Annotated in this window: 17 protein-coding genes; 6 read left to right on the forward strand and 11 right to left on the reverse strand. The window is 47.6% G+C overall.

The features are described from left to right. The first annotated feature begins 35 nt into the window (after positions 1-35). Genes MA03_RS04250 through MA03_RS04265 form a run of 4 tightly spaced genes read left to right on the forward strand, consistent with a single transcriptional unit; the run spans position 36 to position 3028 of the window. A complete protein-coding gene (locus MA03_RS04250; RefSeq protein WP_191118404.1) occupies positions 36-920 on the forward strand; it encodes a DUF7916 family protein in 885 nt (294 codons plus the stop codon). 5 nt (positions 921-925) lie between these two features. Beyond that, entirely contained in the window at positions 926-1381 is a 456-nt protein-coding gene (locus MA03_RS04255; RefSeq protein ID WP_191118405.1) for a PTS sugar transporter subunit IIA, read from the forward strand. Between the two features lie 15 nt (positions 1382-1396). Continuing rightward, on the forward strand, positions 1397-1900 hold the full coding sequence (locus MA03_RS04260) for a PTS system mannose/fructose/N-acetylgalactosamine-transporter subunit IIB (RefSeq protein ID WP_052884089.1): 504 nt from the start codon (positions 1397-1399) through the stop codon (positions 1898-1900). A gap of 9 nt (positions 1901-1909) precedes the next feature. Beyond that, entirely contained in the window at positions 1910-3028 is a 1119-nt protein-coding gene (locus tag MA03_RS04265) for a Gfo/Idh/MocA family protein (protein ID WP_052884090.1), read from the forward strand. A 49-nt stretch (positions 3029-3077) separates the two neighbouring features. On the opposite strand, the gene MA03_RS04270 is transcribed toward MA03_RS04265, so the two are convergent. Genes MA03_RS04270 through nagA form a run of 3 tightly spaced genes read right to left on the reverse strand, consistent with a single transcriptional unit; the run spans position 3078 to position 7329 of the window. After that, positions 3078-4322 carry a neutral/alkaline non-lysosomal ceramidase N-terminal domain-containing protein gene (locus MA03_RS04270; protein WP_191118406.1) on the reverse strand — a complete coding sequence of 415 codons (1245 nt, stop codon included), beginning with the start codon at positions 4320-4322 and terminating at the stop codon, positions 3078-3080. A 20-nt stretch (positions 4323-4342) separates the two neighbouring features. Beyond that, positions 4343-6172 carry a glutamine--fructose-6-phosphate transaminase (isomerizing) gene (gene glmS, locus MA03_RS04275; RefSeq protein WP_052884092.1) on the reverse strand — a complete coding sequence of 610 codons (1830 nt, stop codon included), beginning with the start codon at positions 6170-6172 and terminating at the stop codon, positions 4343-4345. A gap of 2 nt (positions 6173-6174) precedes the next feature. Next, the gene (gene nagA, locus MA03_RS04280; RefSeq protein WP_052884894.1) at positions 6175-7329 is read right to left on the reverse strand and encodes an N-acetylglucosamine-6-phosphate deacetylase; all 1155 of its coding nucleotides are present in this window, start codon (positions 7327-7329) and stop codon (positions 6175-6177) included. Between the two features lie 99 nt (positions 7330-7428). Here nagA and ptsP point away from each other — a divergent pair, with 99 nt between their 5' ends. Then, entirely contained in the window at positions 7429-9156 is a 1728-nt protein-coding gene (gene ptsP, locus MA03_RS04285) for a phosphoenolpyruvate--protein phosphotransferase (RefSeq protein ID WP_052884093.1), read from the forward strand. A gap of 31 nt (positions 9157-9187) precedes the next feature. Here ptsP and MA03_RS04290 read toward each other — a convergent pair whose 3' ends face one another. After that, complete coding sequence (locus tag MA03_RS04290; RefSeq protein WP_052884094.1) at positions 9188-9463, reverse strand: HPr family phosphocarrier protein; 276 nt, start codon at positions 9461-9463, stop codon at positions 9188-9190. Positions 9464-9602: 139 nt separating this feature from the next. Between MA03_RS04290 and MA03_RS04295 the strand changes: the two genes are divergently transcribed. After that, positions 9603-10340: a sugar isomerase domain-containing protein gene (locus tag MA03_RS04295; protein ID WP_052884095.1), complete on the forward strand. Its 738-nt coding sequence runs from the start codon at positions 9603-9605 to the stop codon at positions 10338-10340. Positions 10341-10368: 28 nt separating this feature from the next. Here the strand turns inward: MA03_RS04295 and MA03_RS04300 are convergent, their stop codons facing one another. The 7 genes from MA03_RS04300 to nuoH are packed head-to-tail and all read right to left on the reverse strand — an operon-like array spanning position 10369 to position 17612. Further along, positions 10369-11739 carry an NADH-quinone oxidoreductase subunit N gene (locus MA03_RS04300; RefSeq protein ID WP_052884096.1) on the reverse strand — a complete coding sequence of 457 codons (1371 nt, stop codon included), beginning with the start codon at positions 11737-11739 and terminating at the stop codon, positions 10369-10371. A gap of 1 nt (position 11740) precedes the next feature. Next, positions 11741-13810, reverse strand: a complete 2070-nt coding sequence (locus MA03_RS04305) for an NADH-quinone oxidoreductase subunit 5 family protein (RefSeq protein WP_052884097.1) — start codon at positions 13808-13810, stop codon at positions 11741-11743. A gap of 17 nt (positions 13811-13827) precedes the next feature. Further along, a complete protein-coding gene (locus tag MA03_RS04310) occupies positions 13828-15339 on the reverse strand; it encodes a complex I subunit 4 family protein (protein ID WP_052884895.1) in 1512 nt (503 codons plus the stop codon). After that, entirely contained in the window at positions 15332-15640 is a 309-nt protein-coding gene (locus tag MA03_RS04315; protein ID WP_052884098.1) for an NADH-quinone oxidoreductase subunit NuoK, read from the reverse strand. Before MA03_RS04315 ends, MA03_RS04310 begins: the two co-directional genes overlap by 8 nt. Beyond that, on the reverse strand, positions 15637-16134 hold the full coding sequence (locus tag MA03_RS04320; RefSeq protein ID WP_052884099.1) for an NADH-quinone oxidoreductase subunit J family protein: 498 nt from the start codon (positions 16132-16134) through the stop codon (positions 15637-15639). Before MA03_RS04320 ends, MA03_RS04315 begins: the two co-directional genes overlap by 4 nt. Further along, positions 16121-16597 (reverse strand): NuoI/complex I 23 kDa subunit family protein, encoded by a 477-nt coding sequence (locus MA03_RS04325; RefSeq protein WP_052884100.1) that lies wholly within the window; start codon positions 16595-16597, stop codon positions 16121-16123. Before MA03_RS04325 ends, MA03_RS04320 begins: the two co-directional genes overlap by 14 nt. Further along, positions 16590-17612, reverse strand: a complete 1023-nt coding sequence (gene nuoH / locus MA03_RS04330) for an NADH-quinone oxidoreductase subunit NuoH (protein WP_052884896.1) — start codon at positions 17610-17612, stop codon at positions 16590-16592. The genes MA03_RS04325 and nuoH overlap by 8 nt, the downstream gene beginning before the upstream one ends. Between the last annotated feature and the right edge of the window lie 3 nt (positions 17613-17615).

The following is a 17615-nucleotide window of genomic DNA, read 5'->3' on the forward strand; positions in this document are numbered from 1 at the left end:
GATATACTTATGACTTGTTATAAGTCAATGAGAACATGGTTAAACGAGTGTTAGATTTAACAGGGCAAGAACTTGCCTCTATAACTGCTAAGGACTTCCTTGAGGCGGTTAAGGCCTCGGAGGGCAGAGTAGTGGCTGCTGAAGTCGTTGTAATTGCACGGCCGCTGGTAGACGGTGTTTCCAATGTTGAGCTCGCAGCGAGGTTCGGGGCTGACCTTCTGATTCTAAACATGTATGACGTTTTTGATCCCAAGGTTGAAGGAGTGCCACCTCAGCATAGTTCAATTGGAGGAATTTCTGTCTTCACCCAGCGATTTACAGGAAATAATCTTGAGCCTGTAGATGCAGGGATGCTCCCAGAGGGTAGGAGACTTACCAGAGAATCTGTGCTCAAAAGTATTGAACATGGTTCTCGCCTCTTGTTGGTTACAGGTAATCCGGGTCTAGGGGTGACGTGGAGGCGAATAGCTCTAGGAGTTGAGACAGCTAAATCGGTAGCTGCAGAAAAATCCATTGTTATGGGGGGTAAGATGCATAGTGGTGGATTAAGGGTTGAAAAAATGTTTGACTTGAATCTTATCGAAGAAGTGCTGGCTAGGGGGGCTGACGGCATATTAATACCTGCGCCTTATACAGTTCCATCATCAACGCCCGAGAATGTTAGAACGGTTGTTTCACTGGCGGAGAAATACGATGTCTTAGTAATGTGTACAATCGGGACGTCCCAGGAGGGGGCCCAGCCGGAAGTCATAAGAAGCATAGCCTTGCAATCGAAGGCTTGCGGGTGTGACATTCACCATATCGGTGACTCAGGCTACTCGATGGGCATCGCTAGACCGGAAAACATACTGGAGCTCTCGATAGCTGTGCGAGGAGTAAGACACACTTATAAGCGTATAGCTATGTCTCACCTAAGGTGAAAAGCTTGAAACTCGTACTAGCCTCCCACGGGAGCCTTGGCTGTGAAATGATCAAAGCCGTGGCAATGATACTAGGCGTCTCCATAATGGAGAAAGCCAATTGTGTAGAGCTCCTCGAGGGAGAAAGCCTAGAAAATTATTACGAGAAACTCTCAAAGACTGTCGACAAGGACACAGTCGTGCTCGCAGACCTCTTCGGGGGAACCCCGAGTCGAGCCGCACTAATGCTTCTCCAAGAGGGTAAGGTAAAGGCTGTATTAACAGGCTTTAACATGGCAATGATGATAGAGATTCTATCAAGCGATGCTAAAACTACTGAAGAACTTATTCAAAACGCGAGGAGAGCAGGCCGTGATGGTGTTAGAGCCTTTGTAGGCACAGATTTACGTGAACTTATTGACACCCAGGAAACCCAAGAAAAATCTTTTATCCAGCAGTTGTTAAGAAGAGTAAAAAGTTAATGGTAGGGGGTCAAGGTGGGCTATCAGCAAAACATATTCATCAGGATTGATGACCGCTTCATACATGGACAAGTTACGGCTGCCTGGACAAAACGGTTCGGCGCGACTTCAATATGGGTCGTCAACGATAAGATAGCGTCGAACCCGGCACTTAAACAGCTGCAGTTAATGCTTGCTCCCCCAGGGGTATCGGTTCAGGTTCTTAAGGTAGAAGAGGCATCCGAAAAAGCAAAAAAGCTCAACAATAACGAGAAAGTTCTTATGCTCTTCGAGAACCCCGTGGATGTTGCCAGCTTTCTAGAAAAGTCGGGTATAAAAGTCGAATACGTTCTTCTAGGCCAGATGGGTTATAGGGCCGGGAGAGTAAAAATTGAAAAGACATTCGACATAGGTCCCGAGGACCATAAGGCTCTGCTGAGAATACTTGATATGGGCATAAAATTATACTACCAGCAACTCCCGGATTTTCCGCCCAAGCCCATAGACATGGAGCAGAAAATTAGAAGCCTTAAGTTTTAGGGGATTTGTTTGAAAATAAGGGTCGGGATTATAGGATCTGGCTGGTCTGCAAACGCGTTAGCATGGGCGTTTAATGCGGTTAGATTTAGTGTAAGAGAGGAGAAGTTCCCTAAAATAGAGCTAGTCCGTGCTATGAGTAGAACAGCCAGGAAAGTCGAGGCCTTTGCGCGAGAGTACGGCTTTAAGGAGTGGACAACCAGCGAGACCGATTTCTTTAAGGGAGATTTAGACTTGATTGCTATAAGTACGCCTAATAACACACACGCCTTATACTCTATTAAGGCAATGGAGTCTGGAGCCGATATTATTATAGAAAAACCTTTCACCGTCTCGCTATCAGAGGCGAAAGACGTTGTTTCGAGAGCCGAAAAGCTGGGGAGAAAAGGCGCTATATGTCTAGTCTCGAGGCTTATTCCGGCTTCCGTGATTGCTCGCGACATGATTTCAAGAGGTGAACTGGGAGAAATAAGAGAGTTCAGGGCAGTTATAGCCCATGCAAAGCACGCCTACGAGGACACACGGTTCGAGTGGCGTATGAGTAAACAGGTTGCGGGTGGAGGGGTATTCGCGGATCTCGGCGTCCATGCTTTAGATCTCGCTGAGAGTATAACTTCCCGCAGGATAAAGAGGATTTTGGGACGAACATACACTGTTATTGTGGAGCGAAAGGATCCTGTAACAAGGCAGAGCGTAAAGGTTGATACTGAGGATGTTGGCTTCGCATTATTCGAATACGAAAACGGAGCTCCTGGAATAGTGGAGGCTTCCAAGTTATCTCCTGGATTTGAGGAGCAGATGCGGGTCGAGATCCACGGATCAAGAGGAGGTGTACGGTTCACGCTAACAGAGCCACACACAGTATACCTGTTTAAGAGGGAGACTCAGAGGATTGAGAAAATAGTCAAGGGATTCGAGGAGATATATCCATGGCTCAACTGGCCGGCACCTAAAAGCTTTGAGGGATGGGTGTACTCTTACCTTGTTCTTGTGAAAAATTTTGTGGACAATATTGCTGGGTTAAACGAGAGCCCCTATCCAAACCTCAAAGATGGTCTACGAAGCCAGGAACTTCTAAGCAGTTTTTACGAATCTGCTGCTAGCGGGAAACCCATAGAAGCCATTCTTTAAATGTCTCTACTTACAAGATAACTTGTAAAGCCGAACAGTCTCAACTTAATTAGTTATCCTTCAAAGATCTATCATTGATCATAGCTTGTATTTGACCTCGTATCCTGACCTTATCCTGTTTAGAGACAAGCTCGAAAATATACTCATAGCTTTTAGTTGCTTCTGGAGCTAGATACGCGTAGTAACCGTTTGCGTAGGAGACGATAAGTGTTGGTAAAGAGGTGCTAGCACGTGCTTCAAACAAGCCTGAAGAAACCTCGAAAGGCAGCCAGATGCTATGCAATATTCCCTTAAGTGTCAATCTTACGATTATTGCCTGGACATTCCTTGGCCAAGCCTTTAAACCGGAAAGCTTTTCTAAGAGCTCTTTTCCTTCCATTGCGGCTTCAGACCTACGATCCGTTTTCTCTCTACCTACTTCAGAAAAGAATGAAACTTCGCTAAGCTTCTCAGATGGATGTTTAAGCCTAAGATCCACCTGGTGCTGTTCGACTGAGATGTCTTCAGCTCGTGCTTCTTTAGTGGTAAATATGGGTGCAGAGCCAATGGTTTGTCTTGCAAGTAGGACTCCCAAACGTTGAGCCTCCGAAAAATTCTGTCCTTTGCGGACGAACCTTGTTGAAACGTTACCCGCCTCTCCATTTACAAAGAGACATGTCTTAACGCCGAGTTTTTCCTCGATATAATCTGTAGCATACCCGACTAAATCCCGCGAGATGAGGAGATTCTCGGGTCCAAGTACAGTGGGATGGACACCAAAGTGGAGTAGACCACACTTATCTCCGTTTCTTGAAGAAAAAACTAGAAGCGTAGACTTATCGTTTATCTCACGTGCAGGATCATCCCTGTCGGTAGCTACACCCTTCACCTTTGCTGTATAGAGGCTTACACTGGCTTGAGAAAGTTTTTCCTCGGCCTCTAGGACAGCATGTTCGAGGGAATCTAAGACATAGTCGAAGTAAAGTTTGTCAAACACCTCGTCTCCAAAGGTCAGTAAAGGTGATTTAAACAATGAGGCTGGAGCTGAGTGAGTATGAGTTCCAACCGCTATAAACACTTCCCGGCTACTCGCCACCCTCGATTTTGCCGAAGCATACAAATTCTCATCAACTCCCAGTAGGTCAAAACTAGTTATCAGGACTCGAAGCCCTCCAGATTCCAGTAATAACACCTTGACAAATATGTCATCATGTACTCCCTGCGAGGGCTCCTTCCTCCTAATGTACCCGGCAAGGGGGTGACCCGCCGGATTCTCTGGAGTAATAACAGCTTTACCACACCCTACTCGAAGCATTGAATATCGCTCTTTATAGTTCACCTTAAGACTGCCTTAGTTAAATAACGTGGAGCATCGATTGGCCTACCTAGATCCACGCCGAGGCGATATGCAAAGAGCTGGAGAGGTATCGAGTAGGCGATTGGTGCTAGGTGTCGCTCTGCTCTCGGAGTTCTTATAAGGGAAACTGTTTCGGTTTGAATTTGAGATAATTTCTCGTCGCCCTCTAGACTGAAAACCACTGTGGAGGCCCCCGCCTCGATAGCTGAGAGAATTAACGGGTAGGTGGCTTCAGCGGCCAGTCTCTCGACAGGAATTATGAATCCCGTCATGAAGCCTTTCTCAACGAGAACAAAGGGACCATGCTTAAACTCGCCTGCTTCAACACCCTCCGCGTGGAAGTAGGAGGCTTCCTTGAGCTTTAAAGCCGCCTCCAGTGCTAATGGGTATGTTATTCCTCTCGAGACAATATATCCGCCGCGGCAATTCCTCGCATGGATAATTGCCTTTTTAACCTCCTCATCCATTCTCGTCATTGTCTCTGAGAGCCGGGAGGCCACAGATTTTACTGACTCCATTTTTTCTCTATAGGTAATTGAATCTATGCGTCCGGATTCCTTAGACGCCGCTAGTGAGACCAGGTAGAGCAGGAGAAGAGTCGAGGTGAAAGTCTTTGTTGCGGGTACTGAAAGCTCTGGACCAGCCGCTATTGGAAGATAAACATTTGACAGCCTCGCTAGTCTAGAGCCTATATAGTTTGTAAGTCCAAGAATCGTAGCTCCTCTGATTTTTGCTTCGTATAGTGAGGATAAAACATCTCCTGTTTCGCCAGATTGCGATATTGCGACTACCAGGCTTCCAGGACCAATATTTTCTACATAGTAAAGTGGGAACTCCGCGGCACTTGTAACTACAGGGCTTACGCCCACTAGCTCGGAAAGATAGTATGAGGCTACCATTCCAGCGTGGAGGCTTGTGCCGTTAGCAATAATGTATATGTTGTCGGCGCCAAGGATTAGACGTGAGGCGAGCTGCAGGTATTTCTCTTGGAGGGTGTATAGCGTTCGCAGTAGTGAAAGTGGTGCCTCATATATTTCTCGAAGCATATGATGTGGGAAGCCTCCCTTATCAACGAGTGCAGGGTCTACCTCGAGAGTCAACACTTGTCTCGGGGTTGTCTCATGTCCTTTTGAGTATACATTTACTCCTTCGCTTGTGACAAAGACAGTTTCAGAAGGGTCAATGATAATGTAGTGATCGGTAAACCCGTGGAGTGCTGTCAGCGTATTTGTCAAGTAGAAAGCGTTTGGGGATACTCCGACGTAGAGCTTCGTCATGGATGAGTATGCAGCTATACTGGCTGTGTCCCGATCCAACACGGAAACCGTGTAAAACCCTTCAAGTTTCTCCTTGAGAGTCTCGAGAGCATTCAATAGGTTATCCTCTCGTTCTAGGGACTCTTCCAAGAGGTGGGCTGGCGGCTCAAAGTCGCTCCTGGACTGAAGCTTGTGTCCAGACATGAGGACTTGGTCCTTTATTTTCTCATAATTTCCGATAGAGCCGTCGCCAGCTACAGCTATTCTTTGCCTGCAGTCAGTAAATGGGTGAGCATTCTCAGCAGTTGGTCTGCCATGGGTTGCATACCTGGTCTGTCCTAGGGCAATGGAGGCTTTTCGTTCGCTGAGGCCGAGTTTTTCAACTACGATATCTACCCAGCCGACCTCCTTATAGACGTTTAGTATACCATCCTCGATGAGTGCAAAGCCTGTACTGTCGAATCCTTTAAAACGCAGCTTTCTTAGTCCCGAAATCACCTGAGGGACAACATTCTCGTTTTTCCTAGAGACAACCGCAAATATTCCGCCCAAGTCTAATCCCCTTGATATGCCTCTACACCGCCAATAATAGTCTTTTCAACACTTAGCTTATCATTCAATAAGACCAGGTCGGCATTATAGCCTAGAGCTATAACACCGAACTCTCCGCCCAGACCAATACTCTGAGCGGGATTCGTTGAAGCCATTCTGAGAGCGTCCTGGATGCTTACCCCGAGTTTAACCATGTTGGATACTGCTTTGTCAAGGGTTAACGTGCTTCCAGCTAGAGCTCCTGTTTCAGCTAGGTGCGAAACACCATTCTTGACGATTATCTTGAGCCCTCCGAGTGTATACTCGCCATCTGGGAGGCCTGTAGCTGCAACTGCGTCCGTGATTAGAATAACTCTTCTAGGCCCAGCCGTTTTAACGACTAGCCTCATGGTAGTTGGGTGTAAGTGTATGAAATCCGATATCATTTCAATGTAAACATTCTCCTGATCAAGCAATGCCATGGCTAGGCCGGGTTCTCGATGGTGGAAGCCACGCATCTGATTAAATATATGGTTGGCTTTCGATGCCCCCGCTAGTACTGCATTCATCGCTTCAGCATAGGTTGCATCACTGTGTCCCAGGCTTACAACAATTCCCCGTTTTACAGCCTCCCTAATGAATTCATATGCACCAGGTAACTCAGGGGCAACGGTAACCTGTTTTAAAAGACCCCTTGCCTCTTCTTGAAACTCTAAGAGCTCTTGAAGAGAGGGGTTCTTGAAGTGGCCTGGATTCATAGCCCCCCTCATCTTGGGGTTTAGATATGGACCTTCAAGATGTACTCCGAGAATACGTGCACCTCGTCCTTCATTCCATGCATGCGCCGCTTGAGCTATCTCGTTACAGGCTTTTATTAGTTGGTTGTGGGGAGCGGCAACAGTTGATGCAAGGAAACCAGTAACTCCGTGCTTTACAAGAAGACCAGAGACTTTTAGTATATCACTCGAGCTTGCTGTCGTGAAATCAACGCCTCCATAGCCGTGAAAGTGCGTGTCTATAAAACCTGGAGCTACTATCAGCCCGGTAGCGTCTATCGTTTTATCCCCGGTAAGATTCTCACCGATCTGTTGGATCCTCCCGGACTCGATAGCAATATCCTTTGAACCTATATCTGCGAATGGGGTTAGTACTCTTCCCCCCTTAATAACCAACTTCATACTTACCGCTATGTAATTAAAGAAGCTTATGGCTAAAAAGCTTCTTAAATAATCTCTTTTAAGCAATGAAGGCAAGGCAATGTTTATCTAGTATGGGTCATGGATGAAAACGTGCTGGCTGAGGGTATTGTAGCCTCACCCGGAATAGCTGTCGGACGAGCCCATGTATCAAGAAAGATAGATATCTTGGAGAAAATAAGGAGTGAAAGAGTCCAAAACGTCACAGTAGAAGTTGAAAAGCTAAAAAACGCAGGAAATATCTTGGCTGAGAAGCTTAATGAGATTAAAAGGCTACTTCCAAAGGAGGAACAGGAAATAATTGATGCCCAACTCCTTATTCTCGACTCTTTTGTCTCAGAGGCCTCAGAGCTTATAAAGAGCCTCGGATACTCGGCAGCATTCGCTGTTCGCGAAATCTATGAGAAGTATGGCGAGATGATGAGGCAGGGAGGCGAGCTTTTCGCACTGAGGGCACAGGATCTCCGGGACCTAGCATCCAGGCTGGTAGGTCTATTATCGGAGCAAAGCATTTCTACTTCTGCAAGATATGAGGTAGTTATAGGAGAGGAGATAGACCCTATAGAATTTCTCGAGCTAGCCAACAGCGGCGTAAAAGGTCTCGTGACCAAGGAAGGAGGAGTTACATCCCATGTAGCCATACTAGCTCGTCTCCGCGGCATCCCCTATATCATAGCCCGTAAACTCGATATCAACAAGATAAGAGATGGCATTACAGTCATTGTAGACGCTTTAAACGGCCTAATCATACTCGAACCCAGTGAAGAAGAACTTAAAAAGTACGAGGCAATAGCGATCGAATATAGGAAACTCTTAGAGGCATTTTCACGTGAAAGCAAGCTAGAGGCGTTGACTCTTGATGGGCATAAAGTAAATATATATTGTAATATTGGAAATTTTGAAGAGCTCAGAATTCTAGACGAGTACGGGTGCGAGGGTGTAGGATTATTCCGCGTGGAATTTGCGTATATGCAACGCTCTTCACCTCCAACCGAGGAGGAACTCTACGAGCTTTTCTCAAAAGCAGCTCAGATATTGGGTGAAAAGCCTTTAACTGTAAGAGCCCCCGATATCGGGGGAGATAAGCCCATACCTTTTATCGAGCTCCCAAATGAGGCTAACCCTCAACTCGGTCTCAGAGGGGTGCGACTCCTATTTAAATACGAGGACCTCTTACTCGTTCCACTAGTCCGAGCCCTTCTAAGGGCTTCAGTCCATGGCAAGCTCAGGCTTATGCTTCCCATGGTAAGCACGGTAGATGAGGTTTTGTATTTCCAGGAGGTCGTGGAGCGAGAGAGGAAGAATTTAGAGTCGAGTGGAGTGAGGACGGGTAGGCTCGAACTAGGAGTTATGATCGAAACTCCGTCTGCCGCACTGCTTGCAAACGATCTCATTGAAAGAGGGGGATTAAGCTTCATAAGCTTCGGTACAAATGATTTGACACAATACGTGTTAGCTGCGGACAGAGGAAACAGTCTTGTCAGCTACCTCTACGACGAACTTAACCCCTCCGTCCTAAGACTCATCTCGCTTGCTGCGAAAAGGGCTAAGGGTAGGGCTGAGATAGAGGTTTGTGGGGAAGTAGCTTCGAAGCCTCTTGCGATACCTCTACTCATTGGCTTGGGTGTGGAAAGCCTTAGCGTCTCACCACAGTTTGTGGGAAAGGTAAAGTACATCATTAGAAGAGTAACCCTGTCGAAAATAAAGGGCGAGGTTGAAAACATCATTGAAGTCGCGAAGACGAACATCGATATAAAGAAGTGGTCCGAGGCGTTGCTTAGGAGTAGCGGGATAACCTTTATCGAGTGATATCAAATCTTAAGAATGGCTCCGATGAAGGTTATTTGTCCTGTTCAGGCAATACTTCGAGGATGAGCTTTGACAGCTCCTCAACAGCCTTATCCTCATCGGGACCCTCGGCAATCAACTCTATCTCATCACCCATATCTATTCCTAGAGAGAGTATTTGCAAAATGTTTTTTGAGTCGGCAGATTTTCCATTCTTCTTAACCGTTATCTTCGACGTAAAGCTCTTGGCATGTTGGACAAAAATCGCTGCAGGCCTAGCATGCAAGCCGCTTTTATTGCGCACTTTAAGTCGAACCTGCCGAGCCACAAGGTAAACGATTCTCCCTACAAATTTATATGCTTTTTTGATAATTGAGGATTTAGTAGTGTATTGTTTAGGAGTATATTGTCTCTCAGGAATAAATCATGCTTTTATATTTCCAATGTGAATACTAATTGATAAGCAAATGAACGCTCTCGAGAGGTTTTATAACAGTGTAACTGAGCACCTGCATAACGTTTTCCTCTCACAAAGGGAAAACATGGAGAAAGCAGCCGAGGAGATAGCTGATTCAATGTCAAGAGGGGGCTTCCTATACGTTTTCGGGACGGGGCACTCGATGATAATGGCCCTGGAAATGTTTTATAGGGCTGGAGGCCTAGTCAGAGTATATCCCTTGTTTGATTTAAGCCTGTCAGGCCTCGGGGGGGCCGTCAGGAGCACGTTCCTGGAGAGAACCCCAAATTATGCAAAGGCTATTCTTGACTCTGTATCTGTCTATCCAAACTCTGTCCTCATTATTGTGAGCAACTCGGGAAAGAACTCTGTTCCCGTTGAGATGGCAGAGGAGGCCCATAGGAGGGGGTTAAAAGTGATAGCCATCACAAGCGTTGAATATAGTCGCCGGGTACCGGCTTCTAATCCCTTAGGTAAAAAGCTGTACGAGTTGGCAGACATCGTGATAGACAATAAGGTTCCGGAGGGGGATGCTATTCTAGAAATAGAGGGATTCACGCAAAAAGTGGCACCCATATCCACGATAGTCTGCGCGTTTATCTTGCAGTCAATCGCTGCGCGCGTGGTAGAAAAGCTTCTTGAGAGGGGCCTGGAGCCCGAAGTATGGATGAGCGCAAATGTTCCCGGTGGAGATGAGAGAAATAAAAGATATATAGAAAAATACTCTGAAAAGATTAAATACCTTTAAAAACACACTATTTTTTAAAAATTCTTCTTCAAGGCCCTAGTATAAATGGAATAACACCAGTTATCAACGTAAGGACAGCTAGAATCTTTACAGCAGCTGTGGTTGCAGGGTAAGACGGCTTGGGCTCTCCTTTACCCCAGTATAACGCCTTAATAAGGCGTACGTAGTAGGCTGCAGCTATGCCCGTGTTGAGAAGCGCTAGGCCTGTCAGCCAGGGAGCCTGTGACGCTGGCGCGAGGAACAGATAAAGCTTCCCCCAGAAGCCGGTCAGAGGAGGCATTCCCATGAGGCTGAGAGTTAGAATGGCAACCGATGCGGATAGGAGGGGGTCAACTTGTCCGAGACCGCCGAGCTCGTTAAGCAGGATTGGTCTCCCTTCTTTCTTCCTGAGAGTTTTTGCGAAGAGGAATAGGCCTGTCTTGGCCAAAGAGTAAGCCAGGAGCTGTATGGCGAGACCGTAGAGCGCGTATCGATGAGTCTCGCCTCCCTGGATTGCCAGGGAAGCTACGCCTATCAAGAGGTATCCAGCCTGAGCAATGCTGCTGTAGGCTAAGAGTCCTTGGAGGCCTGGCTGTAGTAGAGCAGTTATATTCCCATACGTCATTGTCAGAACAGCCATAGTGCCGAATAGAAGAGTCCAGAGATCTCTAGCGCTAGGAATGAGTGTAACTGACAACTTGTAAAGAACTAGAACAGTAGCAGTCTTGGAGAGAGGCGCTATAACCGAGATTGGTAGAGGATCCGCGTAGCCATAGGCATCTGGCAGCCAAGCATGGAATGGGAAGACACCAATTTTGAAGCCAACAGATGCTAGTATTAGCGTCATGAGTCCCAGAGCTGTGGTTATAGCTAGGGGTGTATGTGTGTAGAGTGATAGGGTCCCCGTGGAGGATACAAGTATTCCAAGGAAGAGCAGGAAAAGATTGGTAGCTGCAAGGCCCATCAGCCCGTACTTGGCGGCCCCACTAGCTGAGAAACCATCGCGCGGGATGGCCATCAAGGCGTAGCTTGAGACGGAGAAGAGCATCCATGACGCAAAGAGCATGAGTATGCTTCCCGACCATGCGATTCCCAATAATCCTAAAACAGAGGCTGCAACGAGCAGGAATAAGCCGCCTGGATGCTTGTATTCACGGGACGGGTCGCGGAATCCTATCAAAGCAATTATCATGTCTAATAGAGCTATAAGGAGAAGTGCTTGCGAGAAGGCATCTGTGGAAACTTCTCCGATGGGCTGCGAAGGTGGGTTGAGTAGTGATATCCCGTTTAAAATCGAGGCTAAGCCTAGGGAAATGATGGTTATAGTGAAGGATATGTTATGTTTTCTTTCAAGAAAGAGCGTTAAGAGCATACTCGAGAAAAGCACGATGATGCTTGCAAGGAGGAGCTCCGTCGTCATACTAGATCACCCACAGGATTATGATAAGAAGGATTATCGAGAAGCCGAGCCAGAAATAGATGAGGTAGTGTGGGGCACGCCCTGTCTGCATCTGCTTGAAGCCAGACCAAAGTGCCTTGAAGCCGTTTACAAGCTTCACGTGCAGGATCGCGTCATATGCTGACTCAATGAGTCTCGTTGAAGTAGAGAGAGCGATGAAGGACGCGGGCAATACCCTGTGATAGAATGTGTCAATTACTCCCCTGTCTATATATTTCGACGTGAAGCTTGACAGGGCTTGGAATCCGGCCACTATTGTCCTGTAATAGACAGCGTTGAGGTACCACCTGTCGTAGAGGAAGCCGTGCAGGGATGATAAAAGCTTGCTTGCCTGAATACGGGGATAGGGAGTCCATTTCTTGGAAGAGTATAGGTACAAAACAACGAGAAAACCACCCAGGGCTAAGGTTAGGGTTGCCTCCGTGGCTCCCGAAATCCCGGTATGCTCTGTCAACCTTAGTTGTCCTTGAACCCCAAGCGTGTGCTCCAAGAGGCCTTCTATTCCAGTGTTTAGAATAGGCCATGCGAGGCCGAGGAGAAGGCTGAGAACGCCGAGAAATAGGTAAGGTACTAACATTGCAGGACGGGGTTCATGGACATGCTCGGACTTTGGAGGGCCCGTGAACACTCTAGCGAATACACGAGCTGTATAGATTGCTGTCAGGCCAGCTGTTGTGACTGCTAGGATTGTTGGAATGACTAATCCATCCTCTGCTGTTAGGTGAATTATTTCATCTTTGGTCCAGAACCCGGCAAAGGGAGGGATGCCGGAGAGGCTCAAAGCTGCTAAGAGGAATGCAATAGTAGTAAACTTCATGGATGCTGCTAGTCCACCCATGTCGTCTATAAACCTGCTGTGAACAGCATGTATCACCGCGCCTGCAGCAAGGAAAAGCGCGGCTTTGAATACAGCGTGACTCATAAGGTGCGAGAACCCTGATGCTAGTCCCCCCAGGGAGCCAATGGCTAGTGTTCCAGTGGCAACGCCCAGGAACATGTAGCCGAGCTGGCTGGCGGTGGAAAACGCTAGTACGAGCTTTAGCTCTCTGCTGACGATAGCCATTGTAGCCATTATGAATGCTGTGAATGCGCCGAGAAGCGCGATGTTCTCCAAGAAGGATGGAATGATATTGGGGGCTCCTATAGCGTTCAGGGCTAGGTGTGCGGCAACTAGGAAGGGTGCGAAGCGTAGTAGAAAGTAGACGCCGGCTTTGACCATCGTGGCTGCGTGTATAAGGGCGCTTACTGAGGTGGGACCGGTCATAGCCGTCACCAACCACTCGTGGAAGGGAAACTGGGCACTTTTCGCTATCGCACCTAGGAAGAGAAGCCATAGGAAAGCTGGCAATACACCCGCAGTGAAGAGCCTCGAGGCCCAGGTAGCTTTAGAAACTTCTGAAAGAAGCGTTGTCCCTAGTAAAGTGTGGAGCGTGGCTATGCCAAAGATCATTCCGACGTCGCCTATCCTTGTAAAGGTGAGTGCTCTTAGACCAGAGTGGCTTGGCTCAAACCACATCGGTATCCCGAGGGCCTTCCTTCCTGGATCTCCTACCCATCTTTCTTCTTCGTCTGTGAACCAGTGCCCTATAAGAGCGTAGCTTGCTAAACCCGTACCCTCCCAGCCTACAAACATAGCTAGAAGATTGTCTGAGAGGATGAGGAGCATCATGCTTCCCACGAAGAAGGTGAAAAAGATCCAGTATCTGGTCTCCCCTCCCTCTCCTCTCATGTATTCATAGCTGTAAACGGCTATCAGGAAGCTGAGCCAGGAGACGACTAGTGCCATGAGTGTTGAGAGCCCATCGAAATAGACGCCTACATTGACGCCAAGTGTTTTTATCCAGGTGTAGGACAAGTGTGGCTCGTGACCCGTGAGTAATTCTAGGAGGCCGAGGGTTGAAGCTAGAGCTGAGGACAGGATGCCCGTGATGGCTATTATTGATTTAGCCTTCCAGGAAGCCTTTGAGAGAATCAATACCATGAAGGTCGCAATGTAAGGGCCGAGCCATGCAAGCAAGAGTGCTTTAGTCACTCGCTTCACCCCTGATTCTAATGCGGCGTTATCTGAGTGAGCTGGGTTACCAGTGGGTCGATCAGCGGTGAGGCTAAAAGGAATGAGAGTACTCCGAGGGCAGCAAGGATAACTAGAGGAACCAAGAGCTGGCTTACCGCCTCGTGGGCGTTGCCCACTTTTAACGAGCCGTAAAAGACTCGCTTCATCGTGAGGAAGGCATAAGCTGTCGAGAGACCTATGCCTATTAAGAGTGCAACGGCTACTCCGACGTACCAGGCCGTGCCAAGCCCAAGGGCTTTTTCAACAACCCCACGGATTATAAGGTACTCGCTCCACAAGCCCGCCGTGGGAGGTATGCCTGTTATATGCATGAAGCCGAGAAGCGCTAGCGCCGCAGTATACGGCATTTTCTCGGCTAACCCTCCCATTTTGGTGATGTCCCTAAGGCCATGGTATGTGACTATAATTATCCCAGCGACCCCGAAGAGGATTGCTTTCCCGAACGCATGAACCATATAGTGTAGAAATGTGCCTGCGAATCCGTAAGACGTGACTGATGAGAGTCCTAGCAATAGATAGCCCATCTGTGATATACTGCTGTAAGCAAGAAGCCTCTTGAAGTCTGTCTGGTTTAGGGCCATGAGACCACCATATATTATTGTGGCTAAAGCCCATAGGGCAAGGAGTGGGCTGTTTGACGCGAAGGTGTTAGGGAAAACTACGTAAACTATTTTGAACATCATGGCTGCGCCTAGACCGATGAGGTTAGGGCTTAGGAGTGCTGAGATCGGTGTGGGGGCCTCCGCATGTGCGTAGGGAAGCCACATATGTACACCAAGGACTGCAAGCTTAACGGATAGGCCGATGATCATGAGCCAGAAGGCATAGACGGCTAGAGTTATTCCTTCACCCATTCCCAGTTTATATCCACTCGTCATATCTATGAAGTCGAATCCCTTCTGGAACCCCACTGTAAGAGCACCTATCAGGAACAGTAGTGCGCCTACATGGGTCCATAATAGGTACATGATCGCTATTCTTATCCTGTCGCCATAACCGTAGAAGGCTATTAAGAGAAAGCTGGGTATGAGTGTGAGTTCTAGGAAGACATAGAATTCAATAATGTTTGTAGAGAGAACTGTTCCTATCATGGCCAGCGAGAAAAGCTGGAACAAGAAGTAGTAGGAACGCCATCCAGGAGGACTAATTCCTTCGTGTTTCATTTCCTCGTAGCGGTGATGCATGTAGGGTAGGCTGTAAAGTGCTATTAGAGCCGTTGTTACCGCTATGGAGAAGGCCACGAGGAACGATGGTGCGTCGAGGAGTAGACCGAACGTTCCTAGCCCGACAACGTTGAGGCTTAGAGGATCACTCCATGGTCTACTTGCCGCATGAATAACGTAGGCGGCTAGCAGGCTTCCCGCCGAGACAAATAAAGAGCCGGAGGCCAATAGCGCTGTGATCTTCTTATCTTTAAAGAAAAGTATAAGCAAAGCCGACGCTAACGGGGATAACAACGCTATCCATAAAAAGGGTATGCTACTCAACCTCCTCACCCCTTAAACCAGGAACCTGATAAACATCCACATGTTTAAGCCTCCTAAATAAAAGAACAAAAATAGAAACCAATACTCCCACCTCAACACTACTGAGTGATATTGCCAGAATAGCAAGAGAAGAGGCCAGCTCGGGGCTCCTCGTTGATAAAGCCAGGACGGCTAGAAGCACCCCGTTAAACATGACCTCAAGCGAAATTAACACCTTCACCGCGCTCCTGCTCGAGATGGCTCCAAAAGCACCGGCCTGTATTAGAATAGCTGAAACGACAAGTAGGGACTCCATGATCATGTGTTACCCACCTCATCACCAGAGGCCAACATGATACCGGAAACTATCAGGACTGCCAAGGAAATCGTAAGGAATATTATTGCGAGGGGGTTTTGATGGAAGAGATACTCCCCTAAGCGCTCAAGATCCAGGTTCACTACATTTATCGTATATCTCTGAACTTCGAAAAATAACGCTAGAAGAGATGCGGCCAACAACGTAGAGGTTAAGAGTGCTGGGAGTAAGGCTTTCTTCTCGAGGCCTGCCGTGCGACCTATTAGAACTACTCCGAAGACTACGAACATGACTGTTGCCCCCACGTAGACTAATGCATGAAAAACACCTATGAAGCCGTAGCCAAGGAGCGCTATCAGTGATGCTGTCGAGAGGCCTGTAACGCCTAAAAGTATAGCGGCGTAAAAGTCTTCTTCCGACTTGACCGCATATACTGCAGAGAATATAGCTGCTAGGGAGCTCAACAGGAAGCTTAATTCTACGCCACTAGGCAGGCTCATGTCTCAACCCCCTCTCCTCATCTATTACTGTTTTCAGTTTTTTGGCCCCCTCAGCGACTACTGGGGATACGGGCTCTTGCGAGAATTTTTCAGGAGTGAAAATCATTTCTTCTAGCTGTTTGAAAGCTACGTCGTGAACCTTTGTCATCTCCAAAGCGTTTTGAGGACAAATGTCAACGCAGAAACCGCAGAAAATACAGCGCTGATAGTTCACGCCTGGCCTCCCCTTCTTGTCCTCACGGGTACGATACATCTTCATCGCGCCAGCTGGACAAATCATGGCGCAGAGACTGCACTGGATGCACTTCTCCGGGTAATACCTTATTAACCCTCTATAACCCGTCGGAAGCTCTATGTACTCCTCTGGATAGTACACTGTAATGCGATTCGGTGATATAAGGTACTTTAGACCCGTCTTTATGGCCTTTAAATGTTTACCAAACGATTCAATAGGTTCAGACAATATTCACCACCCTTAAGAAAATTGATAGGAGAACAGCGATGAGTGATAGGGGAAGGTAAACCCTCCACCCCGCCCTTAAAGCCTGGTCGAGCCGGTACCTCCCGTAAACCGCTCGAAGGAACACTATGAATAACATCAGAAGGAATGATTTGATGAACAAGAATATTCCTGCCAATCCCGGGTAAATGGAGTATAGCGGTGTTATAACGGGGTTCCAGCCTGAGAGGAAGAGTATACTGTATATCAGAGTGAGAGAATAGAGCTTAAGGTATGCAAGCCCCATCCCTATACCGAAAATAATACCACTATACTCCACGTAGGGTCCAGCAACTATTTCCTGTTCACCCTCGACGATGTCGAAGGGCAACTTGCCTGCACTCATCACCATCCCGACAAAGAACGTAAAGGCTGCAATAGGGTTGAGAAGTAGTCCTGGTAGCCACTGCTTCGTGACTGCCTCTTCGAGATCGAGAGTCCCGTATAGAAGGCCCATTGCGAGAGCACTAAGGAAGACGACGGCTTCATATGCTAGCCCCATAAAGGCCTCCCTTACAGCGCCCTGGATGGCGAATTTATTGTTAGAGGCCCAGCCCATGAGCATTACGGAAAGCGGTATAGAGGATATCAGTGCCAGGACGGCGGGCAGAGAGTACTGAGACTTTATGGGTACGAAGCCCGGGGCAGAGGGTATAAATGCGAAGGGAACTATGGCGAGTGTTAGAGCCATAACCGGTGCAACTACAAAGGGAGTCTTGTCAGCAGAGTCTGGAATTATAAATTCTTGAAACATGTATCTGGCTCCGTCTGCTAACATCTGCAAAACTCCTCCCAGCCTCCTGGTAACATAAAGAGGGCCTACGCGCATCTGTACCCTGGCTGCAATCTTCCTCTCAGCCCAGATTATGATGAGTAAGACCATGAGAGCCGTTAAAAGCCCTGGAAAGACTATCGGGGCGAAGACCTGTGGGCTTAGTACTATTTTCAATAACCATGTGATTATTCCTTCAATATTCATAAC

Source organism: Thermofilum uzonense (assembly GCF_000993805.1).
GTDB classification, from domain to species: Archaea; Thermoproteota; Thermoprotei; order Thermofilales; family Thermofilaceae; genus Thermofilum; species Thermofilum uzonense.